Origin of the sequence: Burkholderia sp. Ac-20344 (assembly GCF_017104975.1) — a bacterium.
GTDB lineage: Bacteria > Pseudomonadota > Gammaproteobacteria > Burkholderiales > Burkholderiaceae > Burkholderia.
In genome coordinates this window covers 1-19,333 of sequence record NZ_JAAGPP010000037.1, presented here as the reverse complement: position 1 = coordinate 19,333, position 19,333 = coordinate 1, and the positions used below count along the sequence as shown (strand labels likewise).

Annotated in this window: 17 protein-coding genes; 7 read left to right on the top strand and 10 right to left on the bottom strand. The window is 67.8% G+C overall.

What is annotated here, in order from left to right:
• Nucleotides 1-58: 58 nt before the first annotated feature.
• From G3N64_RS14570 to G3N64_RS14560, 3 genes are all read left to right on the top strand, one after another.
• A complete protein-coding gene (locus tag G3N64_RS14570; RefSeq protein ID WP_277399107.1) occupies nucleotides 59-1,282 on the top strand; it encodes an RtcB family protein in 1,224 nt (407 codons plus the stop codon).
• A gap of 55 nt (nucleotides 1,283-1,337) precedes the next feature.
• Nucleotides 1,338-2,150, top strand: a complete 813-nt coding sequence (locus tag G3N64_RS14565; protein WP_205784585.1) for a nucleotidyltransferase domain-containing protein — start codon at nucleotides 1,338-1,340, stop codon at nucleotides 2,148-2,150.
• A 258-nt stretch (nucleotides 2,151-2,408) separates the two neighbouring features.
• A complete protein-coding gene (locus G3N64_RS14560; protein WP_241020969.1) occupies nucleotides 2,409-3,569 on the top strand; it encodes a DUF1176 domain-containing protein in 1,161 nt (386 codons plus the stop codon).
• Between the two features lie 9 nt (nucleotides 3,570-3,578).
• Here the strand turns inward: G3N64_RS14560 and G3N64_RS14555 are convergent, their stop codons facing one another.
• Complete coding sequence (locus G3N64_RS14555; RefSeq protein ID WP_205784583.1) at nucleotides 3,579-4,247, bottom strand: O-methyltransferase; 669 nt, start codon at nucleotides 4,245-4,247, stop codon at nucleotides 3,579-3,581.
• A gap of 132 nt (nucleotides 4,248-4,379) precedes the next feature.
• On the opposite strand from G3N64_RS14555, the gene G3N64_RS14550 reads away from it, so the two are divergent.
• Both G3N64_RS14550 and G3N64_RS14545 read left to right on the top strand, forming a co-directional pair.
• Entirely contained in the window at nucleotides 4,380-5,675 is a 1,296-nt protein-coding gene (locus G3N64_RS14550) for an aminotransferase class I/II-fold pyridoxal phosphate-dependent enzyme (protein ID WP_205784582.1), read from the top strand.
• A 186-nt stretch (nucleotides 5,676-5,861) separates the two neighbouring features.
• A complete protein-coding gene (locus tag G3N64_RS14545; RefSeq protein ID WP_205784619.1) occupies nucleotides 5,862-6,035 on the top strand; it encodes a hypothetical protein in 174 nt (57 codons plus the stop codon).
• Between the two features lie 22 nt (nucleotides 6,036-6,057).
• Here G3N64_RS14545 and G3N64_RS14540 read toward each other — a convergent pair whose 3' ends face one another.
• Nucleotides 6,058-6,570 carry a hypothetical protein gene (locus G3N64_RS14540; RefSeq protein WP_205784581.1) on the bottom strand — a complete coding sequence of 171 codons (513 nt, stop codon included), beginning with the start codon at nucleotides 6,568-6,570 and terminating at the stop codon, nucleotides 6,058-6,060.
• Nucleotides 6,571-6,635: 65 nt separating this feature from the next.
• Nucleotides 6,636-6,911, bottom strand: coding sequence for a DUF4148 domain-containing protein (locus G3N64_RS14535; protein ID WP_205784580.1), 276 nt, complete (start codon nucleotides 6,909-6,911; stop codon nucleotides 6,636-6,638).
• 316 nt (nucleotides 6,912-7,227) lie between these two features.
• On the opposite strand from G3N64_RS14535, the gene G3N64_RS14530 reads away from it, so the two are divergent.
• A complete protein-coding gene (locus G3N64_RS14530; RefSeq protein ID WP_205784579.1) occupies nucleotides 7,228-8,388 on the top strand; it encodes a porin in 1,161 nt (386 codons plus the stop codon).
• 202 nt (nucleotides 8,389-8,590) lie between these two features.
• On the opposite strand, the gene G3N64_RS39735 is transcribed toward G3N64_RS14530, so the two are convergent.
• Nucleotides 8,591-8,986, bottom strand: coding sequence for a hypothetical protein (locus G3N64_RS39735; RefSeq protein WP_241020968.1), 396 nt, complete (start codon nucleotides 8,984-8,986; stop codon nucleotides 8,591-8,593).
• 141 nt (nucleotides 8,987-9,127) lie between these two features.
• Between G3N64_RS39735 and G3N64_RS14520 the strand changes: the two genes are divergently transcribed.
• Complete coding sequence (locus G3N64_RS14520; RefSeq protein ID WP_205784578.1) at nucleotides 9,128-9,412, top strand: DUF4148 domain-containing protein; 285 nt, start codon at nucleotides 9,128-9,130, stop codon at nucleotides 9,410-9,412.
• Nucleotides 9,413-9,505: 93 nt separating this feature from the next.
• Here the strand turns inward: G3N64_RS14520 and G3N64_RS14515 are convergent, their stop codons facing one another.
• From G3N64_RS14515 to G3N64_RS14490, 6 genes are all read right to left on the bottom strand, one after another.
• Nucleotides 9,506-10,936, bottom strand: a complete 1,431-nt coding sequence (locus tag G3N64_RS14515) for a heavy metal sensor histidine kinase (protein ID WP_205784577.1) — start codon at nucleotides 10,934-10,936, stop codon at nucleotides 9,506-9,508.
• Entirely contained in the window at nucleotides 10,933-11,616 is a 684-nt protein-coding gene (irlR, locus tag G3N64_RS14510) for a heavy metal response regulator transcription factor IrlR (protein WP_021157388.1), read from the bottom strand. The genes G3N64_RS14515 and irlR overlap by 4 nt, the downstream gene beginning before the upstream one ends.
• A complete protein-coding gene (locus G3N64_RS14505; protein ID WP_205784576.1) occupies nucleotides 11,616-14,828 on the bottom strand; it encodes a CusA/CzcA family heavy metal efflux RND transporter in 3,213 nt (1,070 codons plus the stop codon). The genes irlR and G3N64_RS14505 overlap by 1 nt, the downstream gene beginning before the upstream one ends.
• A gap of 137 nt (nucleotides 14,829-14,965) precedes the next feature.
• Complete coding sequence (locus G3N64_RS14500; RefSeq protein WP_205784575.1) at nucleotides 14,966-16,441, bottom strand: efflux RND transporter periplasmic adaptor subunit; 1,476 nt, start codon at nucleotides 16,439-16,441, stop codon at nucleotides 14,966-14,968.
• Nucleotides 16,442-16,475: 34 nt separating this feature from the next.
• Nucleotides 16,476-17,789 carry a TolC family protein gene (locus tag G3N64_RS14495; protein WP_205784574.1) on the bottom strand — a complete coding sequence of 438 codons (1,314 nt, stop codon included), beginning with the start codon at nucleotides 17,787-17,789 and terminating at the stop codon, nucleotides 16,476-16,478.
• Nucleotides 17,790-18,032: 243 nt separating this feature from the next.
• Nucleotides 18,033-19,223 (bottom strand): phosphotransferase, encoded by a 1,191-nt coding sequence (locus tag G3N64_RS14490; protein WP_205784573.1) that lies wholly within the window; start codon nucleotides 19,221-19,223, stop codon nucleotides 18,033-18,035.
• Nucleotides 19,224-19,333: the final 110 nt, after the last annotated feature.

Here is a 19,333-nt window from a genome sequence, read left to right as displayed (position 1 = left end):
CGATCGGGCACGGCGCACGGGCGCCGTGCCTCATGAACGAAGTAGCAAGGTGATGAACATGAGTGACATGGACTACCAGGTGATGGAACTGGCGAACGGCAAGCCGGTGAAGATGTGGACGCAAGGCGTCGCCGTCGAGGACGAAGCGCGCGCGCAACTGCGCAACACCGCGCAGATGCCGTTCATCTTCAGCCACGTCGCGGTGATGCCGGACGTCCACCTCGGCAAGGGCTCGACGATCGGCAGCGTGATTCCGACGAAGGGCGCGATCATTCCGGCCGCGGTCGGCGTCGACATCGGCTGCGGGATGATGGCCGCGCGCACGTCGCTGACGGCATCCGACCTGCCGGATTCGCTCGCGGGCCTGCGCAGCGCGATCGAACGCGCGGTGCCGCACGGCCGCGCGCCGGGCCGCCGCGATCCGGGCGCGTGGGGCAACCGCACGCCGGCCGCCGTGACCGAATCGTGGAAGTCGCTGCAACCGGGCTTCCAGCGGATCGTCGACAAGTATCCGAAGCTGGAAAAGACGAATCACTACGCACATCTCGGCACGCTCGGCACCGGCAACCACTTCATCGAAGTGTGCGTCGACGAGGCGGACCACGTGTGGTTCATGCTGCACAGCGGCTCGCGCGGCGTCGGCAATGCGATCGCCAGCCTGTTCATCGAACTCGCGCAGGCCGACATGCGGCAGCACATCGCGAACCTGCCGGATCGCAACCTCGCGTATCTCACCGAGGGCAGCCGGCACTTCGACGACTACGTCGAAGCGGTCGGCTGGGCGCAGGACTACGCGCGGCGCAACCGGCAGGCCATGATGGATGCGGTGATCGGCGCGGCGCGCGGCGCGATCGCGAAGCCGTTCTCGGTCGACGAACACGCGGTGAACTGCCACCACAACTACGTGCAGCGCGAACGCCACTTCGGCGAAGACGTGTTCGTGACGCGCAAGGGCGCGGTGTCCGCGCAGAAGGGGCAGCTCGGGATCATCCCGGGCTCGATGGGTGCGAAGAGCTTCATCGTGCGCGGGCTCGGCAACCCGGACAGCTTCTGCTCGTGCAGCCACGGTGCGGGCCGGGCGATGAGCCGCACCGAAGCGAAACGCCGCTTCACGGTCGACGACCAGGTGAAGGCAACCCAGGGCGTCGAATGCCGGAAGGACGCGGGCGTCGTCGACGAAATCCCGATGGCCTACAAGGACATCGACGCGGTGATGGCGGCCCAGCGCAGCCTCGTCGAAGTGGTGCATACGCTGCGCCAGGTGGTGTGCGTGAAAGGATAGCGCGGTGCGCGGCCGATGGCCGGCGGCCGCGCGCAACGAAAGGGAAACAACAACAATGAAAACGGAAAAATTGACGACCGTGCGCAGCGCGCATCCGGTCGACCCGGCCGTGCGGGCGCGCGTGATGGCGGAGCTTGCGGCAATCGAGCGACGCCACGAGGTAAGCGTGCTGTTCGCGTGCGAATCGGGCAGCCGCGGCTGGGGGTTCGCGTCGCCGGACAGCGATTACGACGTGCGCTTCGTGTATGCGCACCGGCGCGACTGGTACCTGAGCGTCGAACCGCAACGCGACGTGATCGAGCGGCCGCTCGACGACGAGCTCGACGTCAGCGGCTGGGAACTGCGCAAGGCGCTGCAACTGCTGCGCCGCTCGAACCCGACGCTGCTCGAATGGCTCGACTCGCCCGTCGTGTATCGCGAAGACGCGCGCTGGGCGCCGCGGCTCCGGTCGCTGGCGTCGGCGTTCTTCTCGCCGGTGCGTGGGCGTCATCACTATCTCGCGATGGCGAAGAAGAACTTTCGCGGCTATCTGCAAGGCGACACGGTGCGTTACAAGAAGTACCTGTACGTGCTGCGGCCGCTGCTCGCGGTACGCTGGATCGACTCGGGGCTCGGGATGCCGCCGATGCGCTTCGCGGATCTCGTCGACGGCACCGTGCACGAGCCGGCGGTGCGCGCGGAGCTCGACGCATTGCTCGCGCTGAAGATGAGCGCGAACGAAAGCGAATACGGGCCCCGCCGGCCGGCGATCCACGCGCTCGTCGAGACGATGCTCGCCGATGCCGAACACGATCGCGAATACAAGCGGCCATGGGGCGACGCGGCGATGCTCGACGCGTTCCTGCGCGACGTGGTCGACGGTCGATGAAAGGTGAACGGCGCGATGCCTGCGGGCGTCGCGCCGTTTTCGCATTCGCACTCGTCCGATCAATGCCGGCCAGCAATGGTCGTGCCCGCACACGATGCGTCGTCGCCGCGATCGCAGCCCATTGCGGCGGTATACTCGATGCCGTTCGGTAACGCGCGCCGCCGCATGCGCCGCAGCCCTCGACCTGCCCCGCTTGCTGACGATGCGCTTGCAGTCCGACGTCTTCCGCCCGCCCATCCACAGCCGATCCGAACCGTCATGTCGCACCGCCTTTCGCTCGCCATCGCCGCCCTCCTCGCCGTTTCCCCGATCGTTGCCCAGGCTCGCCCGCTCGCGCGGCCGCCGGTCGAGCGCAACTTCAAGAACTGGTCGGTCGTCTGCGACAACGGCAACCGTTGCATTGCCGAAAGTCACACGGACGATATCGACGACGCACGCACGCGCCTCATCCTGCGCGTGACGCGCGATGCCGGGCCGGACGCACAAGCATCGCTCGATCTCTACGCGACGGTGCCGCTGGACCTGCGCACCGCACGCGTCGACGGCCGGCCGTTCGATGCGGCTCCCGCTCAATGGCGGGCGTCCGGCGACAAGAATGACGACGCGCCCTCGTTCTGGACACGTGCCCGGATGCGGACCAGCGATCCGGCAACGGTTGCCGCCTGGCTCGCCGCATCGCGCAACGGGCAACTGCTGAGCTTCGGCGATCCCGCATCGGCCCATACCGCCCGCACGCCGTTGTCGGGATTGAGCGCCGCGCTGCTGCTGATCGACGACACACAGGGCCGTGTCGGCACGGTCACGGCGCTGCTGCGCCCCGGCACCCGGCCCGCGTCGTCGGTGCCGGCCGCACCGGTACTACCGCCCGCCGTCGTGCCTGCGCCGATCCCGGCCGCCGCCGTGTTGGCCGCCGAACAGGGCCCGCTCGTCGACGCGGTGCTCGCGAAATTCGGCAGCGACGTGAAGCAATGTGCCGCCGACGTCGAAGACGAAATGTCCGCCAGCGATCGCAGGAAGGCGTCGTCCGCCTTCGCGATCTCCGCCGACGAGGCGCTCGTCTCGATTCCGTGCCAGACCAGCAGCCTGTATAACCACACCGACCTGTGGTATCGCGTGCGACGGGCGGCACCGTTCATGCCGACGGCGATGAATTTCGGCGAGAACGCGAATGCGGGACTCGATTCGGCGTCCTTCGCGAACGAACTGACCGACGCCGGCTACGCCACGATCGGCGCGATGCTGTCGAGCAAGGTCAGGCTGCGCAGTGCCGGCGATTGCGGCTCGACCGCAACGTGGACCTTCGACGGCCGGCACTTCATGCTCAGCGACATCGCCACGCACGGCACCTGCAACGGCCTGTCCGACGATCAGTGGCCACGCCTGTATCGACGAGCCGATGCGGCAGCAAACCCGCGCTGACGCCGCACGTCACGCACCGACGATCGAAATCGAGAACCCGTCCCAGCCCTTCTGCCCGACCGTCTGCACGGCCGTCGTCGTGAGGTTCGGGTCGGCCGCGAGACGCGCGAACCCGTCGCGCACGCCGACCACGTCGGGCTCGCGATTGTCCGGATCGGCCACGCGCCCGCCGCGCACGACGTTGTCGACGACGATCACCGTGCCGGGCCGCGACAGCTTCAGCGCCGCGTCGAGATAGACCGGGTTGTTGTCCTTGTCGGCATCGATGAAGATGAAATCGAATGGCGCTTCACCGGCATCGACGAGCCGTGCGAGGCTGTCCTTCGCGCTGCCGACCACCACCGTCACGACTTCCGCGAACCCCGCACGCGCGATGTTCCGCGTCGCGACCTTTGCATGCTCGGGGTTCAGTTCGAGCGTCACGAGCGTGCCGCCCGGCGGCAACGCGCGCGCGAGCCAGATCGTGCTGTAGCCGCCGAGCGTGCCGACTTCGAGGATCCGGCGCGCGCCGCGGATCGTCGCGAGCAGTTGCAGCAGCTTGCCCTGGTTCGGCGCGACGTTGATCGCGGGCAGCCCGGCCGCGTCGCTCGCTGCCAGCGCGGCGTCGAGCGCGTCGTCGGACGGCACGAGCGTCGCGGAGAAATACGCATCCACCTGGTTCCAATAGTCCTGATTCATCGCGCACCCCCTGTTTGCGGAACAGGCATTTTATGCGCCGCCCCGCCATAAGCAACAAACCATTCGTTCTAAGGGCAGGTGCGCACGTGCTCCTATAATCGCTCGACCACCACAACAACAGACGGAGCACCCATGACCGATCAGGCCGCATCGAACTGGCGCCTCGAAACCATCGCCGTGCACGGCGGTTATCGTCCCGACCCGACCACGCGCGCGGTCGCCGTACCGATCTACCAGACCGTTGCGTACGCATTCGACGACACGCAGCACGGCGCCGACCTGTTCGACCTGAAGGTCCAGGGCAACATCTACACGCGGATCATGAACCCGACGACGGACGTGCTCGAGCAGCGCATCGCCGCGCTCGAGGGCGGCATCGGCGCGCTGGCGCTTGCATCGGGGCAATCCGCTGTCACGTACGCAATCCAGACGATCGCCGAAGCGGGCGACAACATCGTGTCCGCGAGTTCGCTGTATGGCGGCACCTACAACCTGTTCGCGCATACGCTGCCGCAATACGGGATCACGACGCGCTTCGCCGATCCGCGCGACCCCGCATCGTTCGAGCCGCTGATCGACGCGCGCACGAAAGCGATCTTCGCGGAATCGGTCGGCAACCCGCTCGGCAACGTCACCGACATCGCCGCGCTCGCGGAAGTCGCGCATCGCCACGGGATTCCGCTGATCGTCGACAATACGGTGCCGTCGCCGTACCTGCTGCGCCCGTTCGAGCACGGCGCGGATATCGTCGTGCATTCGCTGACGAAGTATCTCGGCGGGCACGGCACGAGCCTCGGCGGCGCGATCGTCGATTCGGGCAAGTTCCCGTGGGCCGAGCATGCGGACCGCTTCAAGCGGCTGAACGAGCCCGACGTCAGCTATCACGGCGTCGTCTACACGGAAGCGTTCGGGCCGGCTGCCTACATCGGCCGCGCGCGCGTGGTGCCGCTGCGCAACATGGGTGCGGCGATCTCGCCGTTCAATGCCTTCCAGATCCTGCAGGGCATCGAAACACTGGCGCTGCGCGTCGAGCGGATCAGCGGCAACGCGCTGAAGATCGCGCAGCATCTCGCGCGTCACGAAAACGTCGAATGGGTGAACTATGCGGGCCTGCCCGATCACCCCGACCATCCGCTCGTCGCGCGCTACCTGTCGGGCCGCGCGCCGGGCATCCTGACGTTCGGCGTGAAGGGCGGCCGCGACGGCGGCGCGAAATTCCAGGACGCGCTGAAGCTGTTCACGCGGCTCGTCAACATCGGCGACACGAAATCGCTCGCGACGCACCCGGCCTCGACGACGCACCGGCAACTGTCGCCGGCCGAACTCGCGAAGGCCGGCGTGAAGGAAGAAACGGTGCGGCTGTCGATCGGCATCGAGCATATCGACGATCTGCTCGCCGATCTCGACCAGGCGCTCGCGCAGCTTTGACCGGCACGGGCGCGCCGGCTTGCCGGTGTGCCCTGCATCGAATGCGTTGACCTTGAAGCCGCTTCAAGGTGTTCAATCCCCGGTTGAAGCCGGGGCAACGCCCGGCGTGTACGAACCATTCGTACCATGCAGCCGGGCAGCAAGACGCCGAGCCCGCCACGGTACGCCAACCGTCCGAGAGGCCTCATGACACCGACCGCGAAGCTCGCGCTACTCGCGTTACCGCCCGTGCTGGCAGCCTGTTTCAGCGCCCTCGCGGCCGCCTGGCGCGCACCCGGCCCGAAAACGTCGAGCGTCATCCAGCATTTCACCGGCGGCATCGTGTTCTTTCTGATCGAAGGATCGGTGAAGGCCGGATAAGCCGGGCGTGGCCACGCACCGGCTACCACGTCGTCGCGCCCGTCGGATACGTATCGACGATGCGCGTGCCGTTGACGGGCGTCACGCCTTCGTTGCGCAGCGCGGCCCACAGGTCGATCGCATGTTCGCGCGACTTGCGGCTGCCGTCGTCGGTCAGCACGTTCAGCGCGATCACTTCGTCGCGTGTCGTCAGTTGCAGTTGCTCCTTCAGCTTGCGTGACTGATGCGACGCGGTACGGATGTCGCCGAGCAGGATCCGCTTCTCCGCGACGTTCGCGTTGCCGCCAGCATCGGCCGGCACGAACGTCAGCCGGCCGTCGTCGACCTCGCATTGCCCTCGCGTGAACGTCGCGCTCCATTCGCCGGCCGGCACGGCCGCGAACTCGCAGCGCATCCGCTCGTTCGCGCGCCGGCCGACATCATGCGCCGATGCATGCGACAGCGCGCGTTCCGGCCAGCCGGCCGCCATCGCGGCCGTCGCGGCCGTCGACATCAAGCTCGCCGCGAGCACGATTCCTTTCGCGAAATTGCGCATGGCACGCTCCTCTTCATAAGGGATGCGGCCGGCAAGCACCGCGCCGGTCGGCCGCGAATGAACGTTCAACGAACCGCAAAGCGGTTGTCGTGCGCATCGACCAGCGGCGCCGTCTCGCCGCGATGCACCGTCGCACGATGGATCTCCTGGTTGCGCGCGACGGTAGCCGGGCTCGCCGGGTAGTCGTGCTTCGGGCTCGGGATCACGCCGTCGTGGCGCGCGCGCACCAGCTCCTGGCGGACTTCCTGCCGGGTCTTCTGCTGCGCGGCCGCTGCCTGCGAGAAGGCCGCAATCGACAATGCGGCAACGACGATGACGATCATCGGTCGCGGAAGGTTCATGTTGTTCGCTCCTTGCTGGAAATCCGTGACAGGCGCCTTTACTTTGATCCGGCGGCGGTGCGGAACCGTGATCGCAACATGACGGTTTCGTCACCGCTGCGACATCCCCTGCATCGCACTGCGAACTAACCTTTTTCTTGAGCTTCCGCGTCCATGACGCGTCGATGACATTTTTCTCATTTGTCCCTCACCGTCACGATCCGAACGCTTTCCAGAATCGGCAGCGCGATTGCGATATTCCGCGCTCGCCAGCACAACGCGCGGCGCGAAATCGACCCGTGCACGAAACGATCATCTTGAATCTCAGGGGAAAACCATGAAAACTCCAGTTCGGCTCGCCATGATGTCGGGTGCGCTGCTCGCGACCGTTCACGCGGCACACGCGTCGGAAGTGACGCTATACGGCCTGTTCGATACGTCGCTGACTTACGTCTGGAACGCCAACGCGGACGGCAGGAATCTCGTCGGCCTCGGCAACGGCAATCTGCTCGGCAACCGCTTCGGCGTGAAGGGCTCGGAAGATCTGGGCGGCGGGCTGAAGGCGATCTTCACGCTGGAAAACGGCTTCAATCCGAACACCGGCGCGCTCGGGCAAGGCAACCGGATGTTCGGCCGGCAGGCATTCGTCGGCCTCGAAAGCGCGCGCTGGGGCACGCTGACGCTCGGCCGCCAGTACGACGCGCTCGCGGATGTCGCGTGGCCGGTCACCGGCGACTTCTACTTCGGCAGCGTCTACGCGACACCCGGCGACGTCGACAACTACGACACGTCGTCGCGCACCGACAACGCGGTGAAATACACGTCGCCCATGATCAACGGACTCCAGTTCATCGGCATGGTCGCGCTCGGCGGCGTGGCCGGCAAGAGCGGCGCCGGGCAGACCTGGTCGGCCGGCCTGTCGTACAGCAACGGCCCGGTCGACGTGGCCGGCGGCTACTACTACGCAGCCAATCGTGCATCGCTCGCCAACGGCATCCGAACCGGCTGGAACGGTACCTCCGACGGCACATTCGACGGGTCGTTGGTCAACGGCGGCTATATCTCGGCGAAATCGATCGGCATCGCGCGCGGTGCGTTGCGCTACAACTTCTCGCCGTTCGCGGTCGGCATCGATTACAGCAATGCGCTGTACAAGGCCGATGCGATGTCCGCGTTTCGCAGCACGCAGAAATACGACACCGCGCGCGGCTTCTTCAACTACCAGGCGACACCCAGCCTGCTCGTCGGCGTCGGCTACAGCTACACGCGCGCCCGCGGCGATACGAGCGCGACCTACCATCAGGTGTCCGCCGGCGCCGATTACGTGCTGTCGAAGCGCACCGATCTTTACGCGGTCGGCGCATGGCAACGCGCGAACGGCGAACAGCGCACGCTCGACGGTGGCACGCAAACGGCGCAGGCATCGATCGGCTCCTATGGCTACGGCGGCACGCGCACGCAAGGCATCGTCAATCTCGGGTTGCGCCACCGGTTCTGATCGCGGCGGCCATCCGCGCGCCACGTGACGAAAATTTCATGTTCCGATCAGGTTCGCGAAGCGTCGTATCGCTACGATCGGAAACGTGACGGGCAGTGCCCGTTCCAGACCACGCAAGCGGGTCGCTGCCGCACGGCACGTCACGCGTTAGGCCCGGACACGTCGAGTGCCGGGCCATTTTTTTTGGTCGCGTTCCCGACGATCAGCGCGCTGAATTGCGCTGCGGAAACAGGCACGTATGCGTTTTTACATACAGGTTCGGATTGCCGCAGCGATGCCCGGCATAGTCGATCTGCTCGCCGGGCATGAGGTCGGCCGGCACCGCCTTGCGCACGGCGCCGGGCGCAGTCGAAGCGGCATCGGAACGTGTCGATGCGCAGCCCGCGAACAATGGGACGATCAGGACTGCGATCAAGGCTAGGCGAATGGCGGGACGATGCACTGTTCGATCCGGTGTGAAAGGCAGGACAGGGCCGCCCGCTTTCCATGCTGCTGTTGCGAACGGCGTGAATGCCGCAGGCCACGTCGGCCGTCGGCAGACTTCATGTTCCGCTTGCCGCTCATCGCGCGCATGACCCGAAGATGACGATTGCGTCATGTCGGTCGCGTCCGAACGGCGCATCTCCGCGTGACGCAATCTGACGCATTTTTCATCTCGCGATCACGATCACGCACGGCTGCTTTCGCATACTGGGCACAGGGTTCGCCACCCGGCGGCCCTGATCAAGGAGAGCACTCAATGAAAACGGCACAACTCGCAGCACTGTTCGTCACCGCCACGCTGTCGCTCGGCATGGCCACGCAGGCCGCGTTCGCGCAGACGCAAACGCAAGGCAAGACCCGCACGCAGGTCGTCAATGAACTGAAGCAGGCGCAGCACGACGGCATCGTGCCAACGAGCAAGACGCAATACCCGCCGAGCGGCGAGCTCGTCGCACGCAACCGGGAGCTTCACGGGATTTCGGTGCATGGCGGCGAGAAAAAGCCGCAGACCGACAATCACGACACCCTGACCGCGCGGTAATGACGCCCGGCCACACGACCGCGGGCCGTGCGCCGCGCGCGGCCGCCTCATGGCGAACGCGCGGCGAACGCGCGGGCATGCCCGCCCGCGGTGTCAGGTGCTGATGGCCGCCGGGCGTTTCAGCTCGGCCGGCTGGCGCGGAAAGCGCAGCCAGAACGTCGTGCGGCGGCCGGGGTCGCTGTCGACACCGCATTCGCCGTCGTGGTTGTCCATGATCGACCGGACGATCGCGAGGCCGAGCCCCGTCCCGGACGCCGAATCGTGCCGCGACGGATCGACGCGATAGAAGCGCTCGAAGATCCGCCCGACATGCTCCGCGGCAATGCCGGGCCCGGTATCCGACACGGCAATCGTCGTCGCGCCGCCCTGCTCCACGCAGTCGATCGTCACGACGCTGTCGCGCGGCGCATAGGCCAGCGCATTGGACAGCAGGTTGCTCAGCGCGCGCTGGTACAGCGTCAGATCCGCATCGACCCACGCGTGGCCGTCGACTTTCACCGTCACGCCTGCATCTTCCGCAAGCGGCTCGTAGTAGCCGGCGACCCGCCCGGCCTCCTCCGCCGCATCCAGCCGCCGCACGTCGATCGACGTGCCGGCCTGTTCCGAGCGCGCCAGAAACAGCATGTCCTCGATCATCCGCGACAGCCGCTGGTATTCGTCGATGCTCGACTCGATCACGCCCCGGTATTCCTCCGCGCTGCGCGGCTGCGACAGCACGACCTGCGCGGCCGCCTGCAGGTTCGTGAGCGGCGTGCGCATGTCGTGCGCGAGATTCGACGAGAACTGGCTCAGCCGCGTGAACGAATCGTTCAGCCGCCCGAGCATCCCGTTGAACGCATGCTCGAGCTCTTTCAGCTCGCCAGCCGTATCGAGTTCCGGCAACGAATGAGCGAGCCGGCTCGTCGACATCTGCTCGGCGCGCGCCGCGAACCGCCGCAGCGGGCTCAGCCCGAGCGCCGCAATGCCGTATGCGATCGCGGCCGCCAGCACCACGCCGAACACCTCGATCACGACGATCGTATAGGCGTGCGTGCGCAGCAGCAGCACGTCGGCGCTGCGGTCGTACTGCACCGCGACGCGCACCGCCGGCGCGCCTGCGCCCGAGCCGGCCAGCGGCACATTCGTCACCAGATACTGGTGCCGCGCGCCGGGCGGCGCGACGCCGACCGGTACGCGCCCTGCATCCAGCGACATCAGCGGCGCATACGAGCGGAAGCCGGGCGTGCCGACCAGGCGCGTACCCGTGGCATCGAAGATTGCAAGATCCATGTTCGGATGGCCGTGCAACTGGTCGATCCAGACGTCGGCGTTGCGCGCGACGTCGGCCGTCGAGCGCGCTTCGGTCAGATGCTCGCCCAATGCGGCGGAAATGCCGGCCATCTGCTCGGCCGCCGTCGTCTCGACGCGATTGCTCAGCGCTTCATAGAGTGCAACACCGCTCGACGCGAGGATCACCGACGTCGACAGGATGATCAGCGCGGTCAGGCGTCCGCGCAGCGTGCGCGGCAGCAGGCGCGCGATCATGCCGCCGCGCCGCCGCGCGCCTCGAGCACGTAGCCCATCCCGCGCACGGTGTGGATCAGCTTCGGGTCGTACGCGTCGTCGATCTTCGAGCGCAGGCGCCGGATCGCCGAATCGACGACGTTCGTGTCGCTGTTGAAATTCATGTCCCAGACTTGCGATGCGATCGTCGCGCGCGGCAGGATCTCGCCCTCGCGGCGCATCAGCAGCCACAGCAGCGCGAATTCCTTCGCGGTCAGCAGGATCGTGTCGCCCTGCCGCGTGGCCTTGCGGCGCGTCAGGTCGAGTTCGAGGTCGGCCACGCGCAGCGTGTTCGAATCGCGCGGCTGGCCGCGCCGCAGGATCGACTTGATGCGCGCGGTCAGCTCGACGAAGTCGAACGGCTTCGCGAGATAATCGTCGGCGCCGAGCTCGAGCCCCTTCACGCGATCGCCGACATCGTCGCGCGCGGTCAGGAACAGCACGGGCGTCGACTTGCTGCGCCGCAGGTTCTGCAGCAGCGTCCAGCCGTCCTGCCCGGGCAGCATCACGTCGAGCACGAGCAGGTCGTACTCCTCGGTCTCGGCCTGGTGCTGGCCCGTGATGCCGTCCTCGACCCAGTCGACGACATAGCCGGCCTCGGTGAGACCCTTGCGCAGGTACGCACCCGTCTTCGGTTCATCTTCGACAATCAGAATTCGCATCACGCATTACCCTTGAAGAAACCCAGCCGGCGCAGCACGCCCGAGCCGAAGCCGCCGCGCAACGCGGCGCGCCACGACACCGCATGGCTGACGCGGTACAGCACGGGCAGCACCAGCAGCGTCAGCGCCGTGGACGACAGGATACCGCCGATCACGACCGTCGCAAGCGGGCGCTGCACCTCGGCGCCGGTGCCGGTCGCGAACGCCATCGGCAGGAAGCCGAGCGATGCGACGAGCGCAGTCATCAGCACCGGCCGCAGCCGCGTGAGCGCGCCTTCGCGCACGGCGGCCTCGAGCGGCATCCCTTCGTCGCGCAGGTTGCGGATGAACGAGATCATCACGAGGCCGTTGAGCACGGCCACGCCCGACAGCGCGATGAAGCCGATCGCCGCCGTGATCGACAGCGGAATCCCGCGCAGCCACAGCGACACGACGCCGCCGCTCAGCGCGAACGGAATGCCGGTGAACACGAGCAGCCCGTCCTTCACGTTGTTGAACATCACGAACAGCAGCACGAACACCATGAACAGCGCGAGCGGCACGACGAGCTTCAGGCGCTCGCTCGCGCTCTGCAACTGCTCGAACTGCCCGCCCCACGACACCCAGTAGCCGGCCGGCACGCGCACGTCCTGCTGCAGCTGCTCGCGCGCATCGGCGACGAACGAGCCGACGTCGCGGCCGCGCACGTTCGCGCTGACGACCACCCGCCGCTTGCCGTCCTCGCGGCTGATCTGGTTCGGGCCCGGCGCGACGTCGATCGTCGCCAGTTCCGCGAGCGGCACGTACGGCGCCGCCGCGAGCGGTGCGCTGGCACCGGCGGCCGGCGCGGGCAGCGCGATCGGCAGCCGCTTGATCGCTTCGATGTCCGAACGCAGCTCGTCGGGCAGCCGCACGACGATGTCGAAGCGGCGGTCGCCCTGGAACAGCGTGCCGGCTTTCTGCCCGCCGACGGCCGCGGCCACCGAGTCCTGCAGGTCGGCGACGCTCACGCCATAGCGCGCGAGCTTGTCGCGGTCGAGGTTGACGGTCAGCACCGGCAGGCCGGTGGTTTGCTCGACCTTCACTTCGGACGCGCCCGGCACCTTCTGCAGCGCGGCCGCGATCTGCTCGCCGGTCTGGTTCAGCACGGCCATGTCGTCACCGAAGATCTTCACCGCGACGTCGCTGCGCACGCCCGAGATCAGTTCGTTGAAGCGCAGCTGGATCGGCTGCGAGAACTCGTAGGCGTTGCCCGGCAGCTCGGCGAGCGCTTCCTCGATCTCGCGCACGAGCTGGTCGCGCGGCTTCTTCGGGTCGGGCCACTTGTCGGCAGGCTTCAGCATGATGTAGCCGTCCGACAGGTTCGGCGGCATCGGGTCGGCCGCGATCTCGGCCGTGCCGGTGCGCGCGAACACGCGCTCGATCTCGGGGAAGCGCGCCTTCAGCGTCTTCTCGATCGACTTCTGCATCTCGACCGATTGCGACAGGCTCGTGCCGGGAATCCGCAACGCGGCAACCGCGAGGTCGCCCTCGTTGAGGCTCGGAATGAACTCGCTGCCGAGCCGCGTGGCAAGCCCGAGCGTGGCCAGCACGATCGCGCCCGCGCCGATCATCACGCGCGCCGGGCGCGTCATGAACGCGGCAAGCGCCGGTTCGTACGCGCGCCGCGCCCAGCCCATCAGACGGTTCTCCTTCTCCTCGACGCGCTCGCCGATGAACAGCGCGACGGCCGCAGGGATGAACGTGACGGTCAGCACCATCGCGGCCGCAAGCGCCATCACGACGGTAATGGCCATCGGATGGAACATCTTGCCTTCGACGCCGGTCAGCGCAAAGATCGGCAGGTACACGACCATGATGATCAGTTGCCCGAAGATCAACGCGCGGCGCGCCTCCTGCGATGCGCCGAACACCTCCGCGAAACGCTCGTCGCGCGTGAGCGGCCGACCGGCCGCGGCCTGCGCATGCGCGAGCCGCCTCACGCAGTTCTCGACGATCACGACCGCGCCGTCGACGATGATCCCGAAGTCGAGCGCGCCGAGGCTCATCAGGTTCGCGCTCACCTTCGCGTTCACCATGCCCGTGAAGGTCATCAGCATCGACAGCGGAATCACGAGCGCGGTGATCAGCGCCGCGCGCATGTTGCCGAGGAACAGGAACAGCACGGCGATCACGAGAATCGCGCCTTCGAGCAGGTTCTTCTTCACCGTCGCGACGGCCTTCTCGACGAGCACGGTGCGGTCGTAGACGGGAATCGCCTTCACGCCGGGCGGCAGCGTGCGGTTCACGTCCGCCATCTTCGCGGCGACGGCCTTCGCGACCGTGCGGCTGTTCTCGCCCATCAGCATGAAGACCGTGCCGAGCACGACCTCCTCGCCGTCCGACGTCGCCGCGCCGGTGCGCAGCTCGCGGCCGATGTCGACCAGCCCGACCTCCTTCATTCGCACCGGCACGCCGCCGACGTTGGTCAGCACGATGTTGGCAATGTCGTCGACGGTGCGCGCCTGGCCCGGTACGCGCACGAGATACTGCTCGCCGCGCTTCTCGATGTAGCCGGCGCCGACGTTGTCGTTGTTGCGTTCCAGCGCACGCACGACATCGGCGAGCGTCAGCCCGTACGACATCAGCTTTGCCGGGTTCGGCGCAACGCGGTATTCCTTCACGTAGCCGCCGATCGAGTTCACCTCGGTCACGCCGCGCACGTTCCTGAGCTGCGGCCTGACGACCCAGTCCTGCAGCTCGCGCAGGTCGGCCGCGGTATAGCGCGTGCCGTCGGGCTTGCGCGCGGCCGCGTCGGCTTCGACGGTCCACAGGTAGATTTCGCCGAGGCCCGTCGACGTCGGCCCCATCGCGGGCGCGATGCCGGTGGGCAGCTTGTCCTTCGCTTCCTGGATGCGCTCGTTGACGAGCTGTCGCGCGAAGTAGATGTCGGTGCCGTCCTTGAAGATCACGGTGACCTGCGACAGCCCGTAGCGCGAGATCGAGCGCGTCTGCTCGAGGCCCGGCAGGCCGGCCATCACGGTCTCGACCGGATAGGTGATGCGCTGCTCGGCCTCGAGCGGCGAATAGCCGGGCGCGGCCGTGTTGATCTGGACCTGCACGTTGGTGATGTCGGGCACCGCGTCGATCGGCAGCTTCTGGTAGCTGAACACGCCCAGCGCGGCCACGGCCGCGATCGCCAGCATCACGAGCCAGCGGTGCGCAATCGCAAAGCGGATCAGGCGCTCAAACATGACGGGATTCCTTGAAACGGGGCACGGTCACTTTCGACGGACGGGCCGCCCGGCCGGTCACCCGGCGGGCCGGAAAACGAGCCGGAGAGCGGGCCGCATATCGGGCCGCAAATCGTGCGACGACGCACACGTCACGCTTATTCATGTTCCGCGCTCCCCTTGCCGAGTTCGGCCTTCAGCACGAAGCTGTTCGCCGCCGCGTATTCCTGGCCCGGCTTGAGCCCCTTCAGCACTTCGGTCGCCCGTTCGTCGCGCCGCCCCGTCTCGACGGCCTGGGCGACGAAGCCCTTCGGCGAGCGCACGAAGACGGAAGGTGCGCCGTCGACGTCCTGCAGCGCGTCGCTCGCAACCGCGAGCGGCACGCCCTGCTTGCCCGCGTCGACCGACACGTTCACGAACATCCCGGGCCGCCACACGCCGTCCGGGTTCGGCAGCACGACGCGCGCCGGCGCGGTGCGCGTCTGTTCGCCGAGCAGCGAACCCACATACGCGATCGGGCCGCTCGAACGCGATTCGAACGCGGTCGCAATGACCGTCGCGTCGCGGCCGACCCGCACGTCGTTGAGCCGCTGCGCCGGCACGGCCATCTCGGCCCATACCGTCGACAGATCGGAGATCACGAACATGCTGGCATCCGCGGCGACCGCTTCGCCCGGCGTCGCATGCTTCTCGACGATCGTGCCCGCGAACGGCGCACGCAGTTCGTAGCGGTTCAACGCACCCGCGCCGGCCGGTGCATTCAGCGCGGCGAGCTTCTGCCGCGCGTTCTGCACGGCGATCTCGGCTTCACGCAACTGCACCTGCGCCTGCTGGTAGTCCTGCTCGGCCGAAATGCGCTCCTGCCACAGCGTGCGTTCGCGCTCGTAGGTCGCCCGTGCGCCAGAGAGCCGGCGCTCGGCCGTCAGCAGCTCGCTGCGCCGATCGGCGAGATCGGTGCTCGCGATCACGGCCAGCACCTGCCCCTTCGCGACGTTCTGCCCGAGCGACACCGACACCTGCTCGACGATGCCGGCCACGCGCGGCACCACGTGTGCAGTGCGGTCCTCGTTGAACTTGATTTCGCCCGGCAACTGGAACGGCGTCGCGATCTGCGCGGGCCCGGCCTTCGCCAGCGCGATCTTCGAGGTCGCGAGCTGCGCGTCGGTCAACGCGATTGCGCCGTCGGCGCGGGCGAACGGGAACGATGCGGCTTCATTGCCCGCCTTCACGTCGATCGTCGCATCGAACACGTGCGGCTTCGCAATCGACTGCGCGGACACGAACTTCTGGCCGGCCGCGTCGAATCGCAAGGGTTCATGCGAGCGGTCGTAGCGAACCAGCGTGCCGGACACGGTCACGCCCTTGTCGGCCGGCTTGCCGTCGACGAACGGATAGACGATGAGGCGCGCATCGCCGGGCTTTTCCGTCATCACGATTTCGACGGACAGCTTGCCGCGCTTGAGCACGACACCGCCGCGCTCGCCGGCGGCTTCGACGGACGAAGCGGCTTCGGCGGCCGCCGACGCGGACGCGCCGTTGCCCCCGCTGTTGCGCGTGACGCCGAGTGCGCCGAGGACGATCCCGGCACTGCCGAGCACGACCGCCGCGACGATCAGGATTCTGTTGCGTGACATAGTGATCCTTCAGGTAAAAGAGGCGTCTGTTGCGCTATTGCGCGACCGATGCGAGCGGCCTACCGACGAGCCGGCCGATGTCGGCGCGGGCCGTATGGGCATCGGCGAGGGCGCGCACGTATTGCGACTGGCCCTGGAACAGCGTGCGCTGCGCGTCGAGCACGTCGAGGAAGCTGAACTTCCCGAGTTCGTAGCCGCGCGACATCGCATCGAGCGCGAGGCGCGCGGCCGGCAGGATGTCGGCCTTCAACCGCTGCGCTTCCTGCGCAGCGGCTTCGAAATTCGCGTACGCCTGCGTGAGGTCCAGCCGCAGGCGCGTGCGTTCGCGATCGAGATCGGCATTCGCGCGCTCGGCCTTGTGCGTCGCCTCGAGCAGCGCGCCCTTGTTCGTGTTGAACAGCGGGATCGGGATCGACACGCCGACCACAGCCTGGTTGTCCGGCACGCCGCCCGTGGTCACGCGTTTCACGCCCGCACTGATCGTCACGTCCGGCATGCGCCGCGCGCGTTCGAGCGACACGGCCGCGTTCGAGCGCAGCATCTCGGCGCGCGCGATCCGCGCGAGCGGCGCATCGTCGAGCTGCGCGGTCAGCGCGGACAGCGGCTCGACCGGCGGCACGGCTTCGAGGTCGCCCTGCACGCCAAGCCGGCCGTCGCGTGCTTCGCCCATCACCGCGTTCAGCTTTTCGCGCGCGACCTCGACACGACCGCGCGCGTTCACGACTTCGATCTGCACGCCGGCCGCCGCCACATGCGCCTTGGTCGCCTCGACCGGCGACACCTTGCCGGCCTGGGCACGGCGGCTCGCGAGATCCGCGGAGCGTGCGGCGATCGCGGCCGATTCCTCGGTCACCTGAAGCTGGCGCTGCGCGGCGAGCAGCCCGTAGAACGCGGCAATCACGTCGGCGCGCACGGTGGCGCCCTGCTCGTCGAGCGATGCATTGGCCGCTTCCCTGCCGTACGACGCGACGTCGAGCCGCGCGCTGCGCTTGCCGCCGAGCTCGATCGTCTGGTTGATCAGCGCGGTCGACGTGCGTTCGGCACGACGAAACCCTTCCTGCAGGAACGACACTTCGGGATTGGGACGCGCTCCGGCCTGCATCAGCGTGCCAACCGACGCATCGACGTCCGCGCGCGCGCCGCGCAGCGCCGGATTGTTCCGGGCCGCGACCGACAGCGCATCGGCAAGCGTCAATGAGGTGGAAGGGAGCGCGTCGGGTGGCGGTGCGCCGATCGGCGCGGCGCTGCCGGCGGCAGCCGGGGCCGGCCCCGGCGACAGCGACGGCTGCGCATGAGCCGTCGCAGCCATCGCGAAGACGACGGCCACGGCGAGGTTGAGCTTGAGCATGTTCGGTTCTGCGGTAACGGTTCGCGACCGATGCTACGGTCCGGCCGCAGTGCGAACATGAGGCGAAGATGATATTTCCGTCATCTTGGGCGCAGCCGCGCGCACGCGTGCGGCGCCCTGCGGGAACGGCATCCTTTATGGGCGATCAGGAGGATTGGGTGAATGTGCAGCGCGATGGCCGCGAGGAAAACTGCGGAGGATCCGGGAATCGGCGTGTGTGCGCCGAAACCCCTGGCACGCGAATCAGGCAGTCCCTTGCTTCGCGCGCCGGCGCTGCACGAGCCAGTCGAGCAGTTGCCGCCCGTCGCGCTCGCCGAACCAGCGTGCGTGACCGATCAGATAGCCGTCGTACGCGATGTCGACGATTGCCGGTGCGTCGATGATGCAGCCGAAATACGCCACTTCCGACAGCGCAAACTCCGTATGCACGATCGGCAGCAGCGCGACCAGCGCCGCATAGGCTTCGTCGCTCAACGGTTCGAGCGATTCATACCCGTCGAGCAGCGCGTCGATCTGCGCGTACTCGACGCGGCGCGCATCGGCCGGCGCCATCCAGTCGACCGTATTGCGCTCGATCGCGAGCGCGAGGTCCATCACCGCGCAGGTGCGATCCGACAGCCCGAAATCGAGCACGGTCCGCACCTGCGCGCCGGGCCCCGCTTCGGTCCACAGCAGGTTCGACGCGTGCCAGTCCCCGTGCGTCCACAGCGGCGGCAGCGCGGGCAGGAGCGGCACGAGACGCGCGTGAAACGGGCCGATCGCATCGGCCACATCACCGCGCCAGTCGCGCGCGCCGAGCGCCCGCACGAGCAGCGGCTGCGCATCGACCCAGCGTTCGAGCGCGCCTGCCAGATCGGTGGACGACAGCACGCGAAAGCTCGACAGCAGGGTCCGCACGGGCCGCGCCGGCGCATCGTAGCCGGCCGACGCGCGATGCAGTTCGGCCAGCGCGCGGCCGGCCGCGTACGCGTGCGAGGAATGCGTGAAAGGCTGCCACGACATCACGCCGCGATACGGGTCGACGCCGGGTGCCCGCACGTGCACCTCGTAGGTCCAGTCGCCGGCAGCAAACGCGGTCGCGCCATCGCGATCCGCAAGAATGTCCACCACGGGCATCCCGCGTTCGCGCAGATGCGCGATGAAGCGATGCTCCTCCTCGAGCCCTTCGACATCTCGCAGGCTCACGTGATGACGCTTGACGAACAGCCCGCGCCCGTCCGTCATCTGCACCAGCACGGCCGCCGCGAACTGCCGCGGGCTGTGCCACGTCAGCCGTGCCGGCTCGCCGGCGCCGTCGATGCGCGCGAGCACCGCCGCCACCTCGTCGTGCGTCATCAGCGGCCAGTCGCGTTCGGCCTGTTCGCCGTCGACACCGAATTGCGGCGGCGCGACGTCACGCGACAGGGATCCGTCCGGCTCGAGTGGGAATGACATGAACGACGTTGCTCCGTGGTTGATTCAGATCGGCGCGTGGATCAGCGCGCGCCGCCGCCCGTTGCCAGCGCACCGCCGGCCGCCGCGCGCAGCGCCGCGGCCGTCCGGCT

What these genes read in the sequence shown, in the direction of transcription:
- G3N64_RS14570 (WP_277399107.1), top strand. Translation starts at nt 59, where the DNA reads ATGAGTGACATGGACTACCAGGTGATGGAACTGGCGAACGGCAAGCCG.
- G3N64_RS14565 (WP_205784585.1), top strand. Translation starts at nt 1,338, where the DNA reads ATGAAAACGGAAAAATTGACGACCGTGCGCAGCGCGCATCCGGTCGAC.
- G3N64_RS14560 (WP_241020969.1), top strand. Translation starts at nt 2,409, where the DNA reads ATGTCGCACCGCCTTTCGCTCGCCATCGCCGCCCTCCTCGCCGTTTCC.
- G3N64_RS14555 (WP_205784583.1), bottom strand. Translation starts at nt 4,247, where the DNA reads ATGAATCAGGACTATTGGAACCAGGTGGATGCGTATTTCTCCGCGACG.
- G3N64_RS14550 (WP_205784582.1), top strand. Translation starts at nt 4,380, where the DNA reads ATGACCGATCAGGCCGCATCGAACTGGCGCCTCGAAACCATCGCCGTG.
- G3N64_RS14545 (WP_205784619.1), top strand. Translation starts at nt 5,862, where the DNA reads ATGACACCGACCGCGAAGCTCGCGCTACTCGCGTTACCGCCCGTGCTG.
- G3N64_RS14540 (WP_205784581.1), bottom strand. Translation starts at nt 6,570, where the DNA reads ATGCGCAATTTCGCGAAAGGAATCGTGCTCGCGGCGAGCTTGATGTCG.
- G3N64_RS14535 (WP_205784580.1), bottom strand. Translation starts at nt 6,911, where the DNA reads ATGAACCTTCCGCGACCGATGATCGTCATCGTCGTTGCCGCATTGTCG.
- G3N64_RS14530 (WP_205784579.1), top strand. Translation starts at nt 7,228, where the DNA reads ATGAAAACTCCAGTTCGGCTCGCCATGATGTCGGGTGCGCTGCTCGCG.
- G3N64_RS39735 (WP_241020968.1), bottom strand. Translation starts at nt 8,986, where the DNA reads ATGACGCAATCGTCATCTTCGGGTCATGCGCGCGATGAGCGGCAAGCG.
- G3N64_RS14520 (WP_205784578.1), top strand. Translation starts at nt 9,128, where the DNA reads ATGAAAACGGCACAACTCGCAGCACTGTTCGTCACCGCCACGCTGTCG.
- G3N64_RS14515 (WP_205784577.1), bottom strand. Translation starts at nt 10,936, where the DNA reads ATGATCGCGCGCCTGCTGCCGCGCACGCTGCGCGGACGCCTGACCGCG.
- irlR (WP_021157388.1), bottom strand. Translation starts at nt 11,616, where the DNA reads ATGCGAATTCTGATTGTCGAAGATGAACCGAAGACGGGTGCGTACCTG.
- G3N64_RS14505 (WP_205784576.1), bottom strand. Translation starts at nt 14,828, where the DNA reads ATGTTTGAGCGCCTGATCCGCTTTGCGATTGCGCACCGCTGGCTCGTG.
- G3N64_RS14500 (WP_205784575.1), bottom strand. Translation starts at nt 16,441, where the DNA reads ATGTCACGCAACAGAATCCTGATCGTCGCGGCGGTCGTGCTCGGCAGT.
- G3N64_RS14495 (WP_205784574.1), bottom strand. Translation starts at nt 17,789, where the DNA reads ATGCTCAAGCTCAACCTCGCCGTGGCCGTCGTCTTCGCGATGGCTGCG.
- G3N64_RS14490 (WP_205784573.1), bottom strand. Translation starts at nt 19,223, where the DNA reads ATGTCATTCCCACTCGAGCCGGACGGATCCCTGTCGCGTGACGTCGCG.